This window comes from Pseudoalteromonas sp. T1lg65 (assembly GCF_051930985.1).
In the GTDB taxonomy this organism is placed as follows: Bacteria; Pseudomonadota; Gammaproteobacteria; order Enterobacterales; family Alteromonadaceae; genus Pseudoalteromonas.
This window is the reverse complement of the sequence record NZ_CP196837.1, coordinates 2186069-2203532: the sequence shown is the minus strand read 5'-3', so window position 1 is coordinate 2203532 and position 17464 is coordinate 2186069. Positions and strand designations below refer to the sequence as shown.

Here is a 17464-nt window from a genome sequence, read left to right as displayed (position 1 = left end):
TATTTTCTCAAGGTTGATTGTTAATAAAATGTTAGCGATTAAAGCCCTGCTCATGAGTATTAGCGTAAAGCCTATGTTTTTATATTCATTGAATATAAAGCCGCCTCTTTGGATTACGCGAGTTCAGAAATTAAAATCGCAAACCGTTAATAACCTTCAAGGTTACAAAAAAATAGTACCTACTTTGATACACTGCAGTTCTGTGTCTAATTCAATTGCACGTGGATGATTGGAAATAATAACGATGTTGAAAATGAATAATGAAATTAAACTTGCTTGTTTGACTTCTCTACTACTAAGTGCTGGTTTATTGGCCAACCCCACTGTTGAAGATATTGAAAACAAGCCACGAGCTTTTACGCCTGATCCCAGAGAAATGGCAAAAGTAGAGAGTCGACTAGAACCGTTAGGGCATAATTTATTTGGTGAACAAATTGATTATGCGACAGGCACACTTAGTTTTTCTCAGACGGACCTTGTACTTCCTCATTCGACCTTGCCAATAGAAGTTACTCGTACTTTGAGTGGCGCACAAATGAGTTGGCGCTCACAAAGTGACTTTGTGACTTGGGATCTATCGATCCCTCATGTTAGAACTAAAATGGCCAAGTTCAACGAAGGAAAAACAGAGTGGGAGCTCTATCATAGTAACTGGGTAAAAGGCGAAGCTTGTTCAAAACCAGTTGTTCTAGGCACTATTTCAGATGGGGCAGCAGAGTTAAAATCTGATGAATACTCACAAGGCGAAACTATCAGTATTCCGGGAAAAGGTAATGCCACGTTGCTTTGGTCTGATGACAAAAATAAAAAACAAGTAAGTAATCAGTGGAAAATAGATTGCAGTATTTTGCCTGATAATACCGAAGGATATACCGTCACTACGTTAGATGGAACAATATATGAATTCGGTACAATGCGTTATAGGTTGGAAGAGTCAATTACGAAAGGGACGATTTCACAACGTTCTGAAGGGCAGCCTGAGTCAAAGTACAGTGCTGAGGGGGAGTGTTTATCGTTTTGCACCGAATTCCATATTGCTACAGCCACTATGCTGGTTGATAAGGTTACCGACAAGTTTGGTAATTGGCTAGTATATAACTATCAAGAAGGTAAGTTAAAAAGCATTGAGAGTAGTGACGGACGTAAAGTTAATTTTTATTACTCTGACAATAAAATAGAAAAGATCACTGCAAATGGAAGAGAGTGGAAGTACCATTACGAAGGGGGGTTGAGCAAGGTTACCCTCCCAGATGATTCTCAATGGTCGTTTTCTGAATCGAAGTGGTACCATAGACGACCAACCCCTTATACTGATCACAGTGGTTCTCCACAGTCACCTCAACTTTCGATGTGTTTTCATAGTGGAAGCCCACGAAATGATTATAGTGACTCTATTACATTAACTCACCCAAATGGCACCGAAGGGACTTTTACATTTAAAGAAATTGGCTTTGGTCGTACCGGAGTGCTAGATGTTGGTACGGGTCGCTGCTTTAATAGTTTTGCTTTGTCATCTAAACAGATCACTTTGAAAGACAAAACAACGTACACTTGGAGCTTTGACTATTTAACTTCCGTAGGAGCTTATTCGAGCGACAGAAATGTACCCACTGTACCTGGATTAAATAAGTATTCAATTCCAGCAGTCGATGGCTTGTCAGCAAGCGATTTTCGTGCAGTCAAAGAGACCTTGCCGGATCAAACTGAGCATATCAGAATTTTTAGCCGCAGATTCGATTGGACCGAAAATGCACTAATGGCAGAAGAAATAAGGAAGAACGATACCGTTTATCAATCCAAAGCCTATTGGTACTCAAAAACAGAACTACGAGGGCAAAAAAGAGCGGGTAGTACGAGCAATAAAGAAGTTGATGAATATGTCAGGTTGCTCAAAAAAGTCAAAACCACGTTAATCGATGAAGATATAAAATCTCAAGATTATGTTTCTGAAGTACTAAGTTTTAATGACTACGATGCAGTCACTAAATCTGTCCATAAATTGTACGCATCAACAGAAGGCAGTTCCAATGAAGTAGCAACGCGGTATGTAAAGCGGACATTTGAGCACGATACCAATAACGGCGTTTACAACTTACCAGAAACAGTTTCTATATCTGAAAAAGATAGCAATTATACAACCAAAAAAGAGACATCTTACAAGCATTATGAACTCAACGGAAAAAGTCTCTTACTAGAAGACCAGCTAAAAGAGTACGGACTGCTAGTTAAAAGAGAAACTGATTATCATGCTGATGGTAATGTTAAAAAAGTAACCTTTAATCAGGGACTTTTAGGAGGAGCAGGGAATTATAGGTATCTACAATACGATAATTATAAGCTAGGCAAGCCGCAAACAATTACGGTTGCCAGCCGTTACAGCAGCACCCCAATGACTACCAGTAATGTTGTAGACAACAACGGTTGGATCACCTCAATTACCAATCTAAACGGTGTGACTACCAGCTATGACTATGACTCAATGGGCAGGTTGCTTGCCATTGACCTTGAAAATGATACTGATGGCAGTACATGGTTAGATACGCAGTTTGTTTGGGATAATACCAACAACACCAGAACCATTAAACGCTGTGTGCTTGGTGATGGATATACTTGTAGCGGTAATGTACAAGTTGAAACGGTTGAATCATACGACAGCCTATTACGACTGGTTAAAACCAAAACCACTGACAATACCAGCAGCGCAGACAATTTAACTGCGACGCGCTATCAATTGTTTAACTATGACTATCAAAACCGTCCAACCTTTAAGTCGTTTACCAGTACCAGCAGCAGCGAAGGGAATGGCACGACCACAGTTTATGACGCGTTAGGTCGTAAAAAATCGGTTTCGGTGTCAGGTCGAGGAAGCACGACTTATGATTACCTCTCTGGTAATAAAATTAAAGTTACTGACCCGCGAGGCAATGAGACCACCACCACCTATCAAGCATTTGGGTCGCCAGCCTATGACGTTGCGACCTATATAGCGTCACCAGAAGGTGTCAGCACGACAATAGAGGTAGACATCTTTGGCAATGTTAAGTCAATCACACAAAAAGGTAGAAGTAGCGCAAGTAACAGTGAGGTTTCAACGACTGAAAAAAGACACTATGATAGTCATAAACAGCTGTGTTTAATCGAGCGCCCAGATGTCGGCAATACGCTAATAGGCCACAATGCGCTTGGACAAGTTGAATGGAAGAAAGAAGGGGCATCATCTAGTACATCTTGTGTTTCTAATCAGCCAACAGGTGCAACCCGTTTTGTGTATGACAACTTAGGAGATATCCACCAGATAAACTATCCGGCAGGTACGCCTTCAGTCACCTACACACATGACAACAATGGCAACCTGAAGACGCTAACCGCTGGGGATGTTACCCACACTTATGGTTATACCAACCAAGGTTTAATTAAATCAGAGCAGTTAAGCATTACTGGGCAATCAGCGATTAGTGTTGCATATGGTTATAACGGGCTACAGCATAAAACGTATACGCAATACCCTGACCAAAGCAAAGTATATTACAGTCCTAACGGTTATGGTGAGCCAACCCGAGCGGTTGAACTTGAAGGTGGCAACATTCCCCAAAAGTACGCGACCAACGCCAGTTACCATGCACATGGCATGCTAAAAAGTTTTACCTTTGGTAATGGTGCAACGCATCGTATGAGTGTTGACGCAACGAGCCTAATGCCAAACACCATTCAAGATACTTTAAATAATCAGGATATCGTCAATCTAACCTATGGGTTTGATTATAATGGTAACGTGAAGTCAATTAGCGATAGCGTGCAGCCAGGGTACAGTCTTAATTCTTTAGTCTATGATGAGTTAGACAGGCTGACATCGGTAGCCGGTGGTAACCTAATCGGTAACAGCACCATAGAGTATGATGGCCTAGGTAATATTGAAAGCTATATCAGCAAAGACCGTAATCTTACCTATAGCTACAACCGTACGACGAATCGTTTGGATAGCGTAACGGGCGCAGGTACCGATGGTAAGTACGGCGACATCCAGTATGACGAGCGCGGCAACATTAAACACAATGGCGCGTTTGCACTGAGTTACAACCATGCTAATCAAATGGTATCAGCCAAAGGAAACAGCTATTTGTACGATGGGCACAACCGTCGTGTAAGACAAAGCGAAGCCAAAGGCACCAGCTATAGTTTTTATAGCCAAGATGGCACGCTTTTATACCGTGAAAAAGGTGAAAACCTCACGGGCGAAGGCACTAACTATATTTATCTAGGTAAAAAGTTAATCGCCAAATATGGTGACGTGACTCCGACTTCAACAGCAGAAAGCCGTCAACACTATCGCCCTTATGGTGAATCGATAGAAGGCGCGAAGGACGATATCGGCTATACCGGACATAAGTTCGATAAAGAACTTGGTTTGAGTTATATGCAGGCACGATACTATGATCCAGTCATAGGTCGTTTCTATTCGAATGATCTTTTAGGGTTCAGAGATGTACATAGTTTTAACCGCTATGCTTACGCGAATAACAATCCGTATAAGTACATTGACCCAACAGGTATGTTTGTAGTTTACGCAGGAGGAACTGGGGGAGGAAATGCGGGACTAAGTGGAGCGGCGGCTGGAGGCTTGTTTTTCGACATTTCTACAAATGGTTTAGTTATTGGAAGTTATTACTCTGGTGAAGGAGGTTCAAGTACAGGTGTACCTGGAGTTGGTGGAGGGATTGAATTTGGCTTTATGTCAGGTAACTGGGTAGACGCGATGAATGGACCTTATACACTTGCGGGGGTTGAAGGTAAAGCAGTCTTGGGTGGCTCTATTAGTACTGTAACCACCTTATCGGGTTCTCCAGAAGTAGGGATGCAACTAAGTCTTTTGATGGGCAGTCCAAAATTGAATGGCTTTCAACATACGGGTGGGGGAGGTGCCGAAAAACTATACTCTATTACAGGAGATGATGTCAGCAAAGGTATAAAATCAATAAATGATACTATCCAGTATTCGTTGGACAATATACGCAGTGTTTTTGGACAAAATAGCCCTTTTCAAGATGTTGGTTCAGCTGACTTTATGACAATTGAGCGTAAGGAACACTGCTTTCCATTATGTTCTGACCCATTTGGACACTAGGTTCTGATGATGATATTGATGAGTATTTATTATGTTTAGGTTGAGGTGTAAATCATTGATAATATTTGTTTTTGTTGCCTGTGTTGCATCTTTTCACTTTTACACTACTCGAAGTGGGCAAGAATTATCAAGTGCATTATTTGATATCGAAGTTGTTGCAGTAGAAGTTGGAGAGGAGATAGGACTAGAAATGTATAAAAGCTACTCCAAATCTACCAATGCTGATCTAATGAATGCATTTACTGCCTGTATCAAGAAAATGAAAAAAGTTTCAACTTATAGACACAGTGAAATAGTGGGTGGTAAAAATGTTAAGATGTATGGTAGAGCAGTAGGTTATTTTACAGTGGTCACATTTTTTAGCGATGGAAGTGCAATTCTTAATCCAACTCACAAAGTTACAGAGATCTCACGAGAAAGCGGAGAAAGGATATTGCATGGACCACTTTACAAGTCAGAGTGTCTAAAAAGACTAGTTGAAGCAGTTGTGAAAAATGAAAACTAAACGTGGACAGGCATGTAGTGGTCAATACTTTTTGGCCACCTCGTTATAAGTTTCCCTGTGAAAACTAAACGAAACTAAACGTGGACAGGCATGTAGTGGTCAATACTTTTTGGCCACCTCGTTATAAGTTTCCCTGTGAAAACTAAACGTGGACAGGCAGAAAAATAACGTGGACAGTCACTCATAATAACGTGGACCATAATAACGTGGACAGTCACTCAAACTTGAAACCTTGAGTGGCTTGTCTACGCTTTAAGTTCTTCATGATCATTTCAAAATTTCTAGTTCAAGTGGAATAACGTGGACTAATAAGCTGGACAGTCACCCTAACTCAGTAATTAACATGGACACCCCCCAAATTTCCATGTTGGGGTGGTTTGTCTTTTGACCTGTCGTAATTAACGTGGACAGTCACTCAAACTTGAAACCTTGAGAAAAATAACGTGGACAGTCACTCAAACTTGAAACTAACTAACGTGTGAACTAACGTGGACAGTCACTCAAACTTGAAACTAACTAACGTGGACAGTCACTAGTAATTTAACGTGGACACCCACTCCAATTTGCATGTTGGGGTGGCTTGTCTAAGCTTTTAGTTCTTCAAAATCATTTCAAATTCAAAGTTCAAGGAGTGAACGGTGGTCAGAACAAATGGAATAATTAACGTGGACAGTCACTCAAACTTGAAACCTTGAGTGGCTTGTCTACGCTTTAAGTTCTTCATGATCATTTCAAAATTTCTAGTTCAAGGAGTGAACGATGGGATTAGCAAGGAAGTGTCAAATCAGTTTATCAGATACTCGGTATTATCACTGTGTTTCTCGTTGTGTGAGGCGGGCATTTTTGTGTGGCGAAGACAAGTTAACGGGTAGGTCGTATGAACATCGGCGAAGTTGGGTTGAAGAGCGTTTACTGTTCTTGGGCCAAGTATTTTGTATTGATGTTTGTGCCTATGCGGTGATGAGCAATCACACTCATGTAGTATTGTATGTAGATGATAAAAAAGCTGAACGACTCAGTGATAGGGCAATATTGATACGCTGGCATAAGCTGTTTAAAGGCTCAGCGTGTGGACATATGTACTTAATGGGTAAATGCTTAGATGAAGGTCAGCGGTACTTTTTAGATAAAGAAATACAAAAATATCGACAGCGTTTATCAAGTATTAGTTGGTTTATGCGTGTACTGAATGAAAACATAGCGCGCAGAGCGAACAAAGAAGATGGGTGTACCGGGCATTTTTGGGAAGGCCGTTTTAAATCGCAAGCTCTACTTGATGAAGCAGCACTCATGGCGTGCATGGCGTATGTTGACTTAAACCCACTCCGAGCCAAAATGGCAAACACTCCCGAAGAGTCAGAGCATACCAGTATCAAAATGCGTTGTGAACAAGCCAAAATGGCTAAACAACCCAAACTACTTGCACGCTTTATAGGCAGTCCCCGCAAGCACATGCCCAAGGGCTTGCCTTTTGAGCTTAAGTCTTACTTAGAGCTCGTTGAATTAACGGGAAAATGTATACGTACGGATAAACGAGGGTATATAGCAAAAAGCGAAGCCCCGATACTTGAACGATTGAATATCAAAGCCCAAAACTGGCTAAAACTGACCACTCAATTTGAAAAAGTTTTCCATGGCGCAGTGGGTAAGCCACATAGCTTAGATATGTATTGTGAAAAACTACAACACAAACGACGGCGAAACCTCAACACCAGCGAAACGTTATTTGCTTAACTTTAGCGCAGGCTTAAATGCCTAATAGAACGAGCCAGTTACCTGATTTGAGTCAAGTAGGGCTCGCATATCTAAATTTAATCAAATGAGCAAAAAGTCCGACGATCGAGTTCGTCATTTTTCATTGTTTCAAAGTTGTTTTTATCATAGTCAATAGAGAGGGCAATAAATTGCAATCGGAAGTGCCCTAAAGCTTCTTTTAAAAGTGCCTGTCCAGTTTGATACCTGTCCAGTTTGATACCTCAGTTTGATACCTCTCTATGCTACTAAGTGCAGCAGCTTTGAAAACGGAAATTACAATTCGAACCCCTTTTGCACTGCGGATGAGAGCAGTAAAATTATTTATATCTATCAAGATTATCCAAAAGCAGATTAAGATAATGTTCTGCTAGGCTAGCTATGTTCTTGCTGCCTGTATGTTTTATTGGTACAATTTTGTGGTATTATTTGATATTTTGAAAGCTGTATTAATAGTCGTGCTAGTGGGCACTTTGATGAAGGAAAGTGGAATGAATACCAAAAAGCTAATACAAGCAGCCATGTTATTAGCATTGCCAGAGACCGCAGCCGCAGTAGAGGACTACTCGTTTACTACCAAAATTAGGTCTGTACAGATTTACCCTCAGCCTGTGACACCAGAAGGTGTTAAATATACAGAGCTTTTGATTACCGTTACAGACAATATGGTGACAAAACCTAACTGTGCTACAAATGAAAATCGACTAATTATTGATTCAAATAACCCCTCGTTTCCATATGTTTATGGGCTAGTAATGGTGGCGAAAAAAAATCAATCTATTGTTTCTATAAACTATTGGAACATGTGTGAAGCATCTCGTATTCACATGGCTCCGGTTATTCGCTCTATTACTTTAGACTAAGGGTTTACCTCATATGGGTAGGTTTAATGTGGCATATAAAGCTTTATTGCTTTTATTAATTTTTCTATCAAGCTCTACTTTGTGAGCTAATGAGAATGATTGCGTCGAAACGGGCTGCACCTCTTTGGTTAGTTCATTATACACAAGTAAGGCCGGTATGATATATGTAGGCACGGATGGTGATGAAAAGTTACTTAACTGTCAGGCTGTAAGCGATCAATATTTATCATTAAATCCAGAATATGGGAATGCAAAAGAAATGTATGCCACATTGCTTTTGGCATTTTCCTCACAAAAAAAGTTAAATTAAGAGTTGTTGAAAAAAGCCAAGGCTGTGAAATATCATACGTTATCATTTATAGGTAGTTATTATCTTAAGGGATTTTAGTAACGCTGTTTTCTGATGTAAAAATAAAGTGCGAAATTATGAATAAATTTAATTGTGGTGTGTTATTTACACTGTTTTCTTTGATTTTTTCGAATGTTGTTAATGCATCGGCAAATCAGCAAGTATATCTTAAAGTTATTTTTGACTATTTATTGGATGATTCATTTAACAATTCACCTTATATAAACATTCATAATGAAGCGTATACAGTTATCGAAGATACTCCCATTAGGCTAGATTTGTTAGGCAATGCTTCATCAACTATTGGTGCAACCTTATCTCTATCATCAGCTTATTCTTCGTTTGGTGTGGTTCGAATGATTGGTGATGGTGCCGTGAGCTATTTACCAAAACAAGACTATGCTGGTATAGATACTATCACCTATACCGTTAAAGACAGCGAAGGAGGGCAGGCGCGAGGCAGAGCAACTATTAGAATTACCGGTGTAAACGATGCGCCAACTTTGATATCTGATAGTTTTACATTAGAATCAAACACACCAACCATGTTAAATGTGTTAGACAATGATACTGATGTTGATGGAGATACTTTAACAATAGTGCGTGCTTCTGCAGCATTTGGGCATGCAGAAGTTATTAATGGTACACAAATTAAATATACTTCAAACGAGTCTTACGTAGGTGAAGACTCTGTGATTTATGAAGTCAGTGATAGTCAAGGTGAAAGCGCAGCAGGTAAAGCAACAGTTACCGTTATTCCGCAAAATAAATACCCACCAGTCATAAATTCTCAACGAGTACTTAGTGTTAATGAAGACACTACGTTCACTTTTTTACTTGAACATTTTTCGGTTTCTGATGTTGACTCGCCACACAACAATCTTACGTTAATAGTCGAACAAGGCCGCAACTATTCGTTAAAGAATGATAATACAGTGCTGCCAAGCCAAGACTTTTATGGCACTTTGAATGTGCCTGTTCGTGTTACTGATGGTAAAAATACTTCAGAAGCTTTTATTGCTAAACTAACCGTTAATAACGTTAATGATGCACCGGAAACTGCAAATCTGTTACGTTTAGAAGCTAAAGAAAATACTCAGTATGGTCCTATATCATTTAGAATGGGGCTAGCATACGACCCTGACATAAAGGATCGCGAAAAAGACCCTAGAATGGACAAGTTCAGATATGTTTTTACGCTGACAACGTTACCAGAGGACGACTCTAAGGGTAGGACGAGACATGGGCGGTTTACACAAGTAGCTGGGGAGCCTTGGGGCACTTTTGTCTATACGCCAGACCCAAACTTTACAGGCCGTGACCAAATTTTCTTTTGGGTTTTTGATGATTTGGGATATATGTCAAACCGCGGAAATATCAATATAGATGTGACTGCAAACACTCCTCCAAAAATTATTAGTCAGAATATAGGTGCAGTTAAAGAACACCAACCGTTTAGATTGTCGCTGGGTAACTTTACAGTCAGTAATCCTGACAACCTAAATTTTACTTTTAATGTAAAAAGTGAATCGTTCTATGGCTATGATTATGATGTGAATACTGGATTGATCTCAGTTAAAGATGACTTTGAACAATCTTCGCTAAACGTATATATTTATTTGCAAGATAGTAAAGGCAATGTTGAAAACTACACTGCAGTTGTAACTATAATTGCAGAAAATGACGCGCCTATTGTTACTGATTTTGTACATACATTAAAAAGCAATGAGCAGAGCTCAATATTTAAACTGCGTGATAATATAATCTCTGACGCTGAAGCATTTAAAAAACCAGAGTTATTCGATAGATTTACTTATCAATTCGTGGATCAACAAAATAGCACATCAGGCAGAACTGAAAACGGTCGCATTATTGAAGTCTCGGAACAAGGCGTAGGCTCATTTATATTTATCCCAGAAGATAATTTTTATGGTGAAGAGGTTGTAAATTACTGGGTGAAAGATGACCAAGGGTTGCAATCAAAATCGGGAACTATTACGTTTCAAGTTTCTCCTCAGCCGATTGAAAGCGGGGCAAGCTTAAATTTTAGATTGCTCAACGGTAATCTCGTTTGGAGCGAAGTAGATAATGCTGTTAGGTATGAGCTACAAAGCGCGGAATGCCAATCAGCACAGGAGTGTAGCGAGAACCATAGCTTTACTTGGTTTACAGTGTCTAGTGTTGCTCAGTCGACAAGCTACCAGATCGATAAATCAACGCAAACAAATAGAATATTTAGGTTGCGTGCATGCAACGTTGCTGATATCTGCACTCAATGGAGTTACGCTATAGCGTTAAAAGAGAAGCAGGTAATATTTATTCACACTGATTTATTGGGAAGCCCAGTCGCTGAATCTATCAAGGACAAATAACTTTTCTATTTTATATATAAAATGTGGCTTTAAAGCTAGGTTAATCTAGCTCTCTGGTTATTAGTTATTGGATAAGATATGCCGAAAATTATTATGAAACCCGTTTTCTTTTTAGTCGCTATGTCGTTTTCGCCATTGCTGTAAGCTGGTAGTAGCGAAGGTGTAGTAACTCTAATAGCTTTAGATAAAGGGATTTTTATGTTCTCCGTTGGTAATCTATGTAAATAAGGCTAATTTTGCTGCTGAAACGTTGGAGTGGTGGGCAGTTGTATAGAGAGCCGATTTCTTATGTTTTCATCGTAGGTTAAAAATTTTTATATAAGCCATCTTGGTGTATATCCTATTGATATGATGAAAAGAAAACTCATATCTAAACCCCCTCTATGGTGAGATTAAAAAGCTATAGAGATTTAGTATGAGTTTTATTTTTCTAAAGGAAAAATACTGAGGATATTAGTCTGTTAGCCCCATAACATCCGCAATTTGAAACCAGCTGTTTCTTGTTAAACATGGTCCCATAATAGACACTGCTAGTTTCTTACCAGATACATGTGCTGTCATTGCTATTGTTAGATATTCTCTAAAGTATTTGTGAGTATCTCTAATCACAATAGTTCTTTTGTTTGAACATAAATCAGAGTCTATGTCATAAGGAAGTCTTATCTGGAGGTATCCATCTGCTACCGCAACTGACGCAGGCTTGAAATGAGGCAAACTAAATCTTTCTGCCTGCGCGAACGGGGAACAGAGTACAAGTATTAATGCAAAAATTTTTTTCATATTAAGCTCTTTTAAAAAGTTCGGTTTTTCATTAAGTTAAATGATATATATCAAGATTAAAATGTAAAGACTTACGTGCAAAGCAACTTGTTGCGATAGTCAATTATTGTTTTATAAAGCTGGTAGTTTAACTTCAGTGTGAAAAGCGACTAAGGAGCATCAAAACCAGCGAAACGCTATTTGCTTAACTTATTCATAAGCTTTAATACCTCATAAAGCTGGCTAAAAACTTGAGTTGTAGTCGGGTAGCGCTTGCATATCTAAATTTAATCAAATGAGCAAAAAGCCCGACGATCGAGTTCGTCATTTTTCATTGTTTCAAAGTTGTTTTTATCATAGCCAATCGAAAGGGCAGCAAATTGCAATCGGAAGTGCCCTAAAGCTTCTGTTAAAAGTGCCTGTCCAGTTTGGTTCGGTTTGGTTACGAGTCTACATTCAGGAGAATAAGTTGGACGAGTTCTTTTTGTCATATTTGCACCTAATCAGTTATGGTGATTCTATCACCTCTAATCAGGTGGTCAAATTTATTGTGCCACTACAATTGGTGTGAAGCACATAACATCGAATTAGTTTATATCCAGCCTGGCAAACCACAGCAAAACGGGTTTGTTGAACGGTTTAATGGCTCATTTAGACGAGAATTTTTAGATGCTTGCTTGTTTGCAAGTATCAATCAAGTGAAAGAAATGGTGTGGTTCTGGCGATTAGATTACAACGAAGAACGCACTCATAAAAACCAAGGGTGTGACATTTATAGAACAACCAAGAATTGAGATATACGGAACAGTGGTTGTGTTTCAAGATCTTTATGGCAATAATACCAATCCACAATAACACTTATTCATTTTGAAATATTAAACCTGACGATAGCTGCGTTAAAAATTTCTAATTTAGAACAACTAAATAACGAAATTTTTGCCTAACTATCGACAAGGTTTTCTTGCTTCAAAATAGACCAATTAGTTAAGCGGATTGGCATAAATGGGACTGATTGGAACTAAACAAATAGTACCGAAACAAAATTGAAGCGTTAATACTCAATTGGAATAGGCGTTTTCTCAGTATCAAAATAAGTAATTTAATAAAGTGAAGTAACCAAGCTTCATAACTGTAACAAGGTTTATACAAGGATTTTTATGTTTATTATTTCGTTAGTTTATAAAGCTTCATTAGAAGAAGTGGATCGTTTTATTCCTGAGCATATCGAATACCTTAATGAACAGTACGCCAAAGGGCACTTTATTTTATCAGGTCGCAAGGAACCAAGAACAGGTGGTGTAATTTTTTCAACCATAGGTAATCGTGAAGAATTGAATAACATACTAGCTCAAGATCCGTTCTACAGAGAAGCGTTAGCAAGCTACGAAATCACAGAAATTATCCCAACGAAAGCTTCTGATGAGTTGGCATTTCTCTTATAAAATCATATAACTATGATTAGGTATATTTAACTTGGCTAGTACCATGAACAGTAAACAATGTTCTGATCAACTACATCTATTTGCTACCACAGAGCCGCTGCTAATTCGTGCATTATGTCTTGGCGAAACAAACTCAAGTGTTTACTTTTGTCGCGAAGGTTATCCTGATGAAATAGCAGCACTCCAGCTTGAACATATTCACTATAGTTTGAGCAAAGATTGGGGAAATGATGAGCTAAGCATGCCATTTGTATTAGCAAGCGTTGTTATTACGCCTAAGTCTGTGAACAAGCCTATCATTACCCTTTTTAGCGACGACGATACCAAGGTGTCATTTCAATCAGCTTCCTTAATTCAACGTCCACAGCCTACTGACCTTCCACCATGGTTACTCGACCAAATTGTGATAGTAGCGAACGGCAGCCCAGACGCCGAACATGCACATAAAACAAGTTATCAGCACCTTATCGATTCATACTTAAACAACCCTAACGCTCTGGATGGAGAGGGAATATTCAGTGCACCCTCGATACAGCGTATTGCGCAAACGTTGTTAACATTGAACAGATTACACCGTTACAATGGTGTCAATGACGCGTTTGATGAACATTTTAGGGATGTATTAGATCTCATCACTCTTTACTGCGACAATTACCGCAGTTATGACATAACTCAAGAAGAACTACATAACGAGTTAAGAGCATTACGAGGATTACTGGTATAGCATTGAGCTGCCAGAACAAGGTGAAAGGCAGCTCATAACTAACCGACTTAAATCGATTCAACGGCATTTACTAAGCTATCAATACACGCTTTAACGGCCTGTTTAGTAGCGTGTTTAGCTTCGCCATGTTGAATAAATTCGTTTAGCGTTACGTCATTGCTGTTGTCGCTATCCATCGCGGAAAAGCCCTCAGCATGGCGCGCTGCAAGTGAGTTGGTGATTTCTACAACACTTATCCCGCCGTTTGAATCGGAATCAAGTTGCGCGAACTTCTGCTCCGGTGAAGCAAACTTATCAATACTTGGTACCACAATGTTACTCGATTCACCGGCGTCTTTTGTTTGTTGTACACACTCTACAATCTCGACAGCCAAGTCGGATAAATCGCGACTGTGGCGTTGTTTTGCCAAGTATTCAGTGAGCTCAATTTCACCGCTACTATCGCTGTCAGTACGTTCAAGTTTTTTCTGAGCTTTGGTTGAATTATTTGCTTGCAACTCGTCTAGGGTAAGTGTGCCGCTCTGATCTGCGTCTAGTTTGTTAAATATAACTTCCGGTGCTTTGCGAGGACCTTTTTTGCCTTTTCTAGCTTCAGCATCTGCACTTAAGGTCAACGCTGTAAGGGCTGTGGTGACAATCGCAATGTTGATAATTGAACGTTTCATAGTAACTCTCTCTTTATTGTGGGTTAAGGTTGTCGCGCGCTTTTTACCAAATAGGTTTAGCTCTGCGCGTTAAACTGTTTTGCTTAGGTATAAAATGGAAGGCAAATGTGCAAAAAATAAGGAAGGGTCAAAAAAGTTATATATTTTTTTAAGGTTTTAATCCAAGTTTTTGATTTTAAATGGGAAGTTTGATTATATGAGGGGCTTCAAATATCATCGCTTGTGCACAGGCTATGATCAGGAACTAAACCGAAATCGCGTAATTACAATTAAATTAAAGAGCCTTGAGGTGTTGTTGTGCTTTGTTAGTTAAGTCTGTTTTACGTTACTGGAGATAGAGTCCACGTGGGCCGCAATGTTACCGACAATTTCTATGCTTACCATTCAATCAGTAAGGACGTAATAATTAAAGCCGTTATTGCGCTTTTTCAGGTGGCTTCTAGTTCTTTTCAGTGTCCAGCATACTCCTCGGAAGGGCCCTAAAGATTCTTTTAAAAGTCCTTTTCAGTTTGGTTCTCGATTATGATACAAAGAAAAATGGTCCGATATCTCAACACATCATTTAATTGGTTGTGATTTTGATGCTAGTAGGACTAGTACACAAATAGTATAAATCACAAAAGTAATCAGCACCGTATAGCCGCAAAGCGACGCACCCAATTTCAACCAAGAATGTAAAAGTGCATTATCACGGCACTTTGCTTGATAACCCAATTAGCTATGGTTTGAATCAAGTGCTCCTAGGATGTGCAGAAGAGGTACAGTTATTGAAAGAATGGGACAAATTCCGCTTTTTCATTAGCCTCGATTTAGGTTATGGCGATAGCGGCCGCAAGTAAAATTGAGCTGGGTTCATTACATATTTTAGAGGTTGAGTTACTAGCGATTGGGTCGTATTAGTAAACAATATTCAGAAGCCTGAGGTTATCTTCAGGCTTTTTTGGCTTTACATTGCCAATCAGAATGTAATACCTACATCTGATATTGTTTCATGTGGCTGATTCGCTACCGTGCCACGTGGGTTACAAGTACCATTACCACCATTACCACCTGTACCATAATTACTACCAAAACCACCGGCAATCAGTGGCGTTGCATGCTGATCTAGTTTCTCATCATTGTTCACAAGACGCTTTAGCATTTTCTTTTTTAATTGTACTTTCATTATAAGCTTCCTTTTTGTAATAAGTTCGTTATCGAAATTAAACTATATAGGTACAGATGTAAAGTTTCCGTGTGGGTGAATCTCAATTTTATAGGCTGTGCTGTAGTGGCATAATTATGAAGAATGACGTAAAGGAGCGATAAAAAAAGCAGTCCGAAGGGACGTTCAACAGAATTTTGGATATGAAAAAAGTCTGGGGTCAGATCTTGCTTTTTGCCCTCTCCACACTTAATTTTTTGGCAAAGTGCAAGATCTGATAATCCTCTAGTCAGCCTCCGGGGCGTTTGTTAGCTATGTGCCCAAACCAAGACTGACCGGAGGCTGTTATGGCACTTTACTGTGGTATCGATTTACATTCAAATAATCACGTCATTGTTGTTAATGATGAGAACGATAAAACCGTTTTTTCAAAACGTATCGCCAATGATATTTCACTTTGCTTGGAATACTTAACGCCCTGTCTATAAAGAACAAATTAGTTGGGGTGACTGTTGAGTCAACATTCAATTGGTATTGGTAGGATGGAGGAAAAGGACAGCCACTTCGCTCCCTGCTGGAGCTGTTTCTCTTAGTGGGATTTGCTCGCGCTGCTCTACTTATCGTCCAGTGATCTAAGCAAAAGTGAACAAAGCGCACTCAGTTGAGCCCGAAAGGCAGCGCTTGATTGGCATTACTTGGCGTGATACCAATCCTCATTAATAACTCATCATTTTGAGGAGCTAAACCTGACGTTAGTCGCGTTAAAATTTTATTTAGAACAACTAAATAGCCAAGTTTTCCTTGCCTCAAAATTGATCACTTCATTAATTGGGTTGGTATAAGTCGACAACAACCTCAACCGCTTTGGCATAATACGAAGATGCTTTTAATTGGTGGGGAGGGCTGCATAGCTGAATATTCGCAGGTTAGCCTTGATAAACTTCTTATTAAAAATTGAGGTTGGAACGTGGCTGTTGGCACTAAAAACAAAAAAGCCAGTCAAAGATTTTAATCTCTAACTGGCTGTTTTAAAACGCTAAAATTTGGTGGAGCTGGGGGGATTTGAACCCCCGTCCGGAAAGCGTCGACCTTCGGTCCTACATGTTTAGTATCGTCTATTGGTTAACCTTTAAATCTCGGACGAACACGATAAGTAAAGGCGAGGCCGCTTAGTTTTAGCCCTTCAACCCCGGCCAGGGTTTCCGTAGCGATCTTGTGTAGGGTGACACTCCAGAACCAGAACCACAAGAATTTCGTGGAGGAGTGCTAGCGGGCTATTATGCCGCTAGAGCGTAGTTATCGTCGTTTGCGATTACTTTAAATACGGCTTTTTTACGAGGCCAGCCGCACCTCGACATGCACCTTAGGCTTCTTGAATCCCGTCGAATCCTAATCAGCCCCTGAATAAATTCAGTACCTGTTTGTTGCTGGGCAACTAACTCTGCTTGGCATTATACATATCAATGGGGCCTTTACAATGACTTATCAAGGGAAATAGTGGTGATTGAGTGGATTACTGCATCATTTGCTTATTATCTCGACGAATTTATCACTTAAGTTGCTAAATTTATGGCGAATATAGAAGGTAATGGCTGTTGACTGCCATTGTAACAATTATATCTGCATGGCATTTACTTCCCAATAACGGCCACTAATTTAAAGCGTTATTCATGGACGCATATCGTTAATTGGCAACGAATTTAAATCAAAGGGCGGTAGCGCACAACTTATATGCGTCACGGTGGCTTTTTAGGTAAAAATGATCAT

Annotated in this window: 13 protein-coding genes, 1 other RNA gene and 1 pseudogene; 10 read left to right on the top strand and 5 right to left on the bottom strand. The window is 39.5% G+C overall.

The genetic code is table 11. The features are described from left to right. Nucleotides 1-253: 253 nt before the first annotated feature. From ACSLBF_RS09630 to ACSLBF_RS09605, 6 genes are all read left to right on the top strand, one after another. Nucleotides 254-5122, top strand: a complete 4869-nt coding sequence (locus tag ACSLBF_RS09630; protein WP_440053201.1) for an RHS repeat-associated core domain-containing protein — start codon at nt 254-256, stop codon at nt 5120-5122. Between the two features lie 55 nt (nt 5123-5177). After that, nucleotides 5178-5627: a hypothetical protein gene (locus ACSLBF_RS09625; RefSeq protein WP_440053200.1), complete on the top strand. Its 450-nt coding sequence runs from the start codon at nt 5178-5180 to the stop codon at nt 5625-5627. Nucleotides 5628-6386: 759 nt separating this feature from the next. After that, complete coding sequence (locus ACSLBF_RS09620) at nt 6387-7361, top strand: transposase (RefSeq protein ID WP_440053199.1); 975 nt, start codon at nt 6387-6389, stop codon at nt 7359-7361. Between the two features lie 509 nt (nt 7362-7870). Further along, nucleotides 7871-8242 (top strand): hypothetical protein, encoded by a 372-nt coding sequence (locus ACSLBF_RS09615; RefSeq protein ID WP_440053198.1) that lies wholly within the window; start codon nt 7871-7873, stop codon nt 8240-8242. A gap of 157 nt (nt 8243-8399) precedes the next feature. Next, a complete protein-coding gene (locus ACSLBF_RS09610; protein WP_440053197.1) occupies nt 8400-8552 on the top strand; it encodes a hypothetical protein in 153 nt (50 codons plus the stop codon). A 116-nt stretch (nt 8553-8668) separates the two neighbouring features. Continuing rightward, on the top strand, nt 8669-10963 hold the full coding sequence (locus ACSLBF_RS09605) for a tandem-95 repeat protein (RefSeq protein WP_440053196.1): 2295 nt from the start codon (nt 8669-8671) through the stop codon (nt 10961-10963). Nucleotides 10964-11416: 453 nt separating this feature from the next. On the opposite strand, the gene ACSLBF_RS09600 is transcribed toward ACSLBF_RS09605, so the two are convergent. After that, nucleotides 11417-11743, bottom strand: coding sequence for a hypothetical protein (locus ACSLBF_RS09600; RefSeq protein ID WP_440053195.1), 327 nt, complete (start codon nt 11741-11743; stop codon nt 11417-11419). A gap of 266 nt (nt 11744-12009) precedes the next feature. Then, the gene (locus tag ACSLBF_RS09595) at nt 12010-12213 is read right to left on the bottom strand and encodes a hypothetical protein (RefSeq protein WP_440053194.1); all 204 of its coding nucleotides are present in this window, start codon (nt 12211-12213) and stop codon (nt 12010-12012) included. A gap of 69 nt (nt 12214-12282) precedes the next feature. Here ACSLBF_RS09595 and ACSLBF_RS09590 point away from each other — a divergent pair. The 3 genes and pseudogenes from ACSLBF_RS09590 to ACSLBF_RS09580 all read left to right on the top strand — a co-directional run. Continuing rightward, a pseudogene (locus ACSLBF_RS09590) lies at nt 12283-12516 on the top strand (integrase core domain-containing protein); the annotation flags it as partial. A gap of 363 nt (nt 12517-12879) precedes the next feature. Beyond that, nucleotides 12880-13164, top strand: coding sequence for a YciI family protein (locus tag ACSLBF_RS09585; RefSeq protein WP_440053193.1), 285 nt, complete (start codon nt 12880-12882; stop codon nt 13162-13164). A gap of 43 nt (nt 13165-13207) precedes the next feature. After that, on the top strand, nt 13208-13888 hold the full coding sequence (locus ACSLBF_RS09580; protein WP_440053192.1) for a hypothetical protein: 681 nt from the start codon (nt 13208-13210) through the stop codon (nt 13886-13888). Nucleotides 13889-13935: 47 nt separating this feature from the next. On the opposite strand, the gene ACSLBF_RS09575 is transcribed toward ACSLBF_RS09580, so the two are convergent. Together ACSLBF_RS09575 and ACSLBF_RS09570 are read right to left on the bottom strand one after the other, a co-directional pair. Continuing rightward, entirely contained in the window at nt 13936-14553 is a 618-nt protein-coding gene (locus ACSLBF_RS09575; protein WP_440053191.1) for a hypothetical protein, read from the bottom strand. Between the two features lie 958 nt (nt 14554-15511). Continuing rightward, a complete protein-coding gene (locus ACSLBF_RS09570; protein WP_440053190.1) occupies nt 15512-15718 on the bottom strand; it encodes a hypothetical protein in 207 nt (68 codons plus the stop codon). Nucleotides 15719-16044: 326 nt separating this feature from the next. Here ACSLBF_RS09570 and ACSLBF_RS09565 point away from each other — a divergent pair, with 326 nt between their 5' ends. Continuing rightward, nucleotides 16045-16185, top strand: coding sequence for a hypothetical protein (locus ACSLBF_RS09565; RefSeq protein WP_440053189.1), 141 nt, complete (start codon nt 16045-16047; stop codon nt 16183-16185). Nucleotides 16186-16741: 556 nt separating this feature from the next. Here the strand turns inward: ACSLBF_RS09565 and ssrA are convergent. Further along, nucleotides 16742-17098, bottom strand: a transfer-messenger RNA (tmRNA) gene (ssrA, locus tag ACSLBF_RS09560). Nucleotides 17099-17464 lie beyond the last annotated feature (366 nt).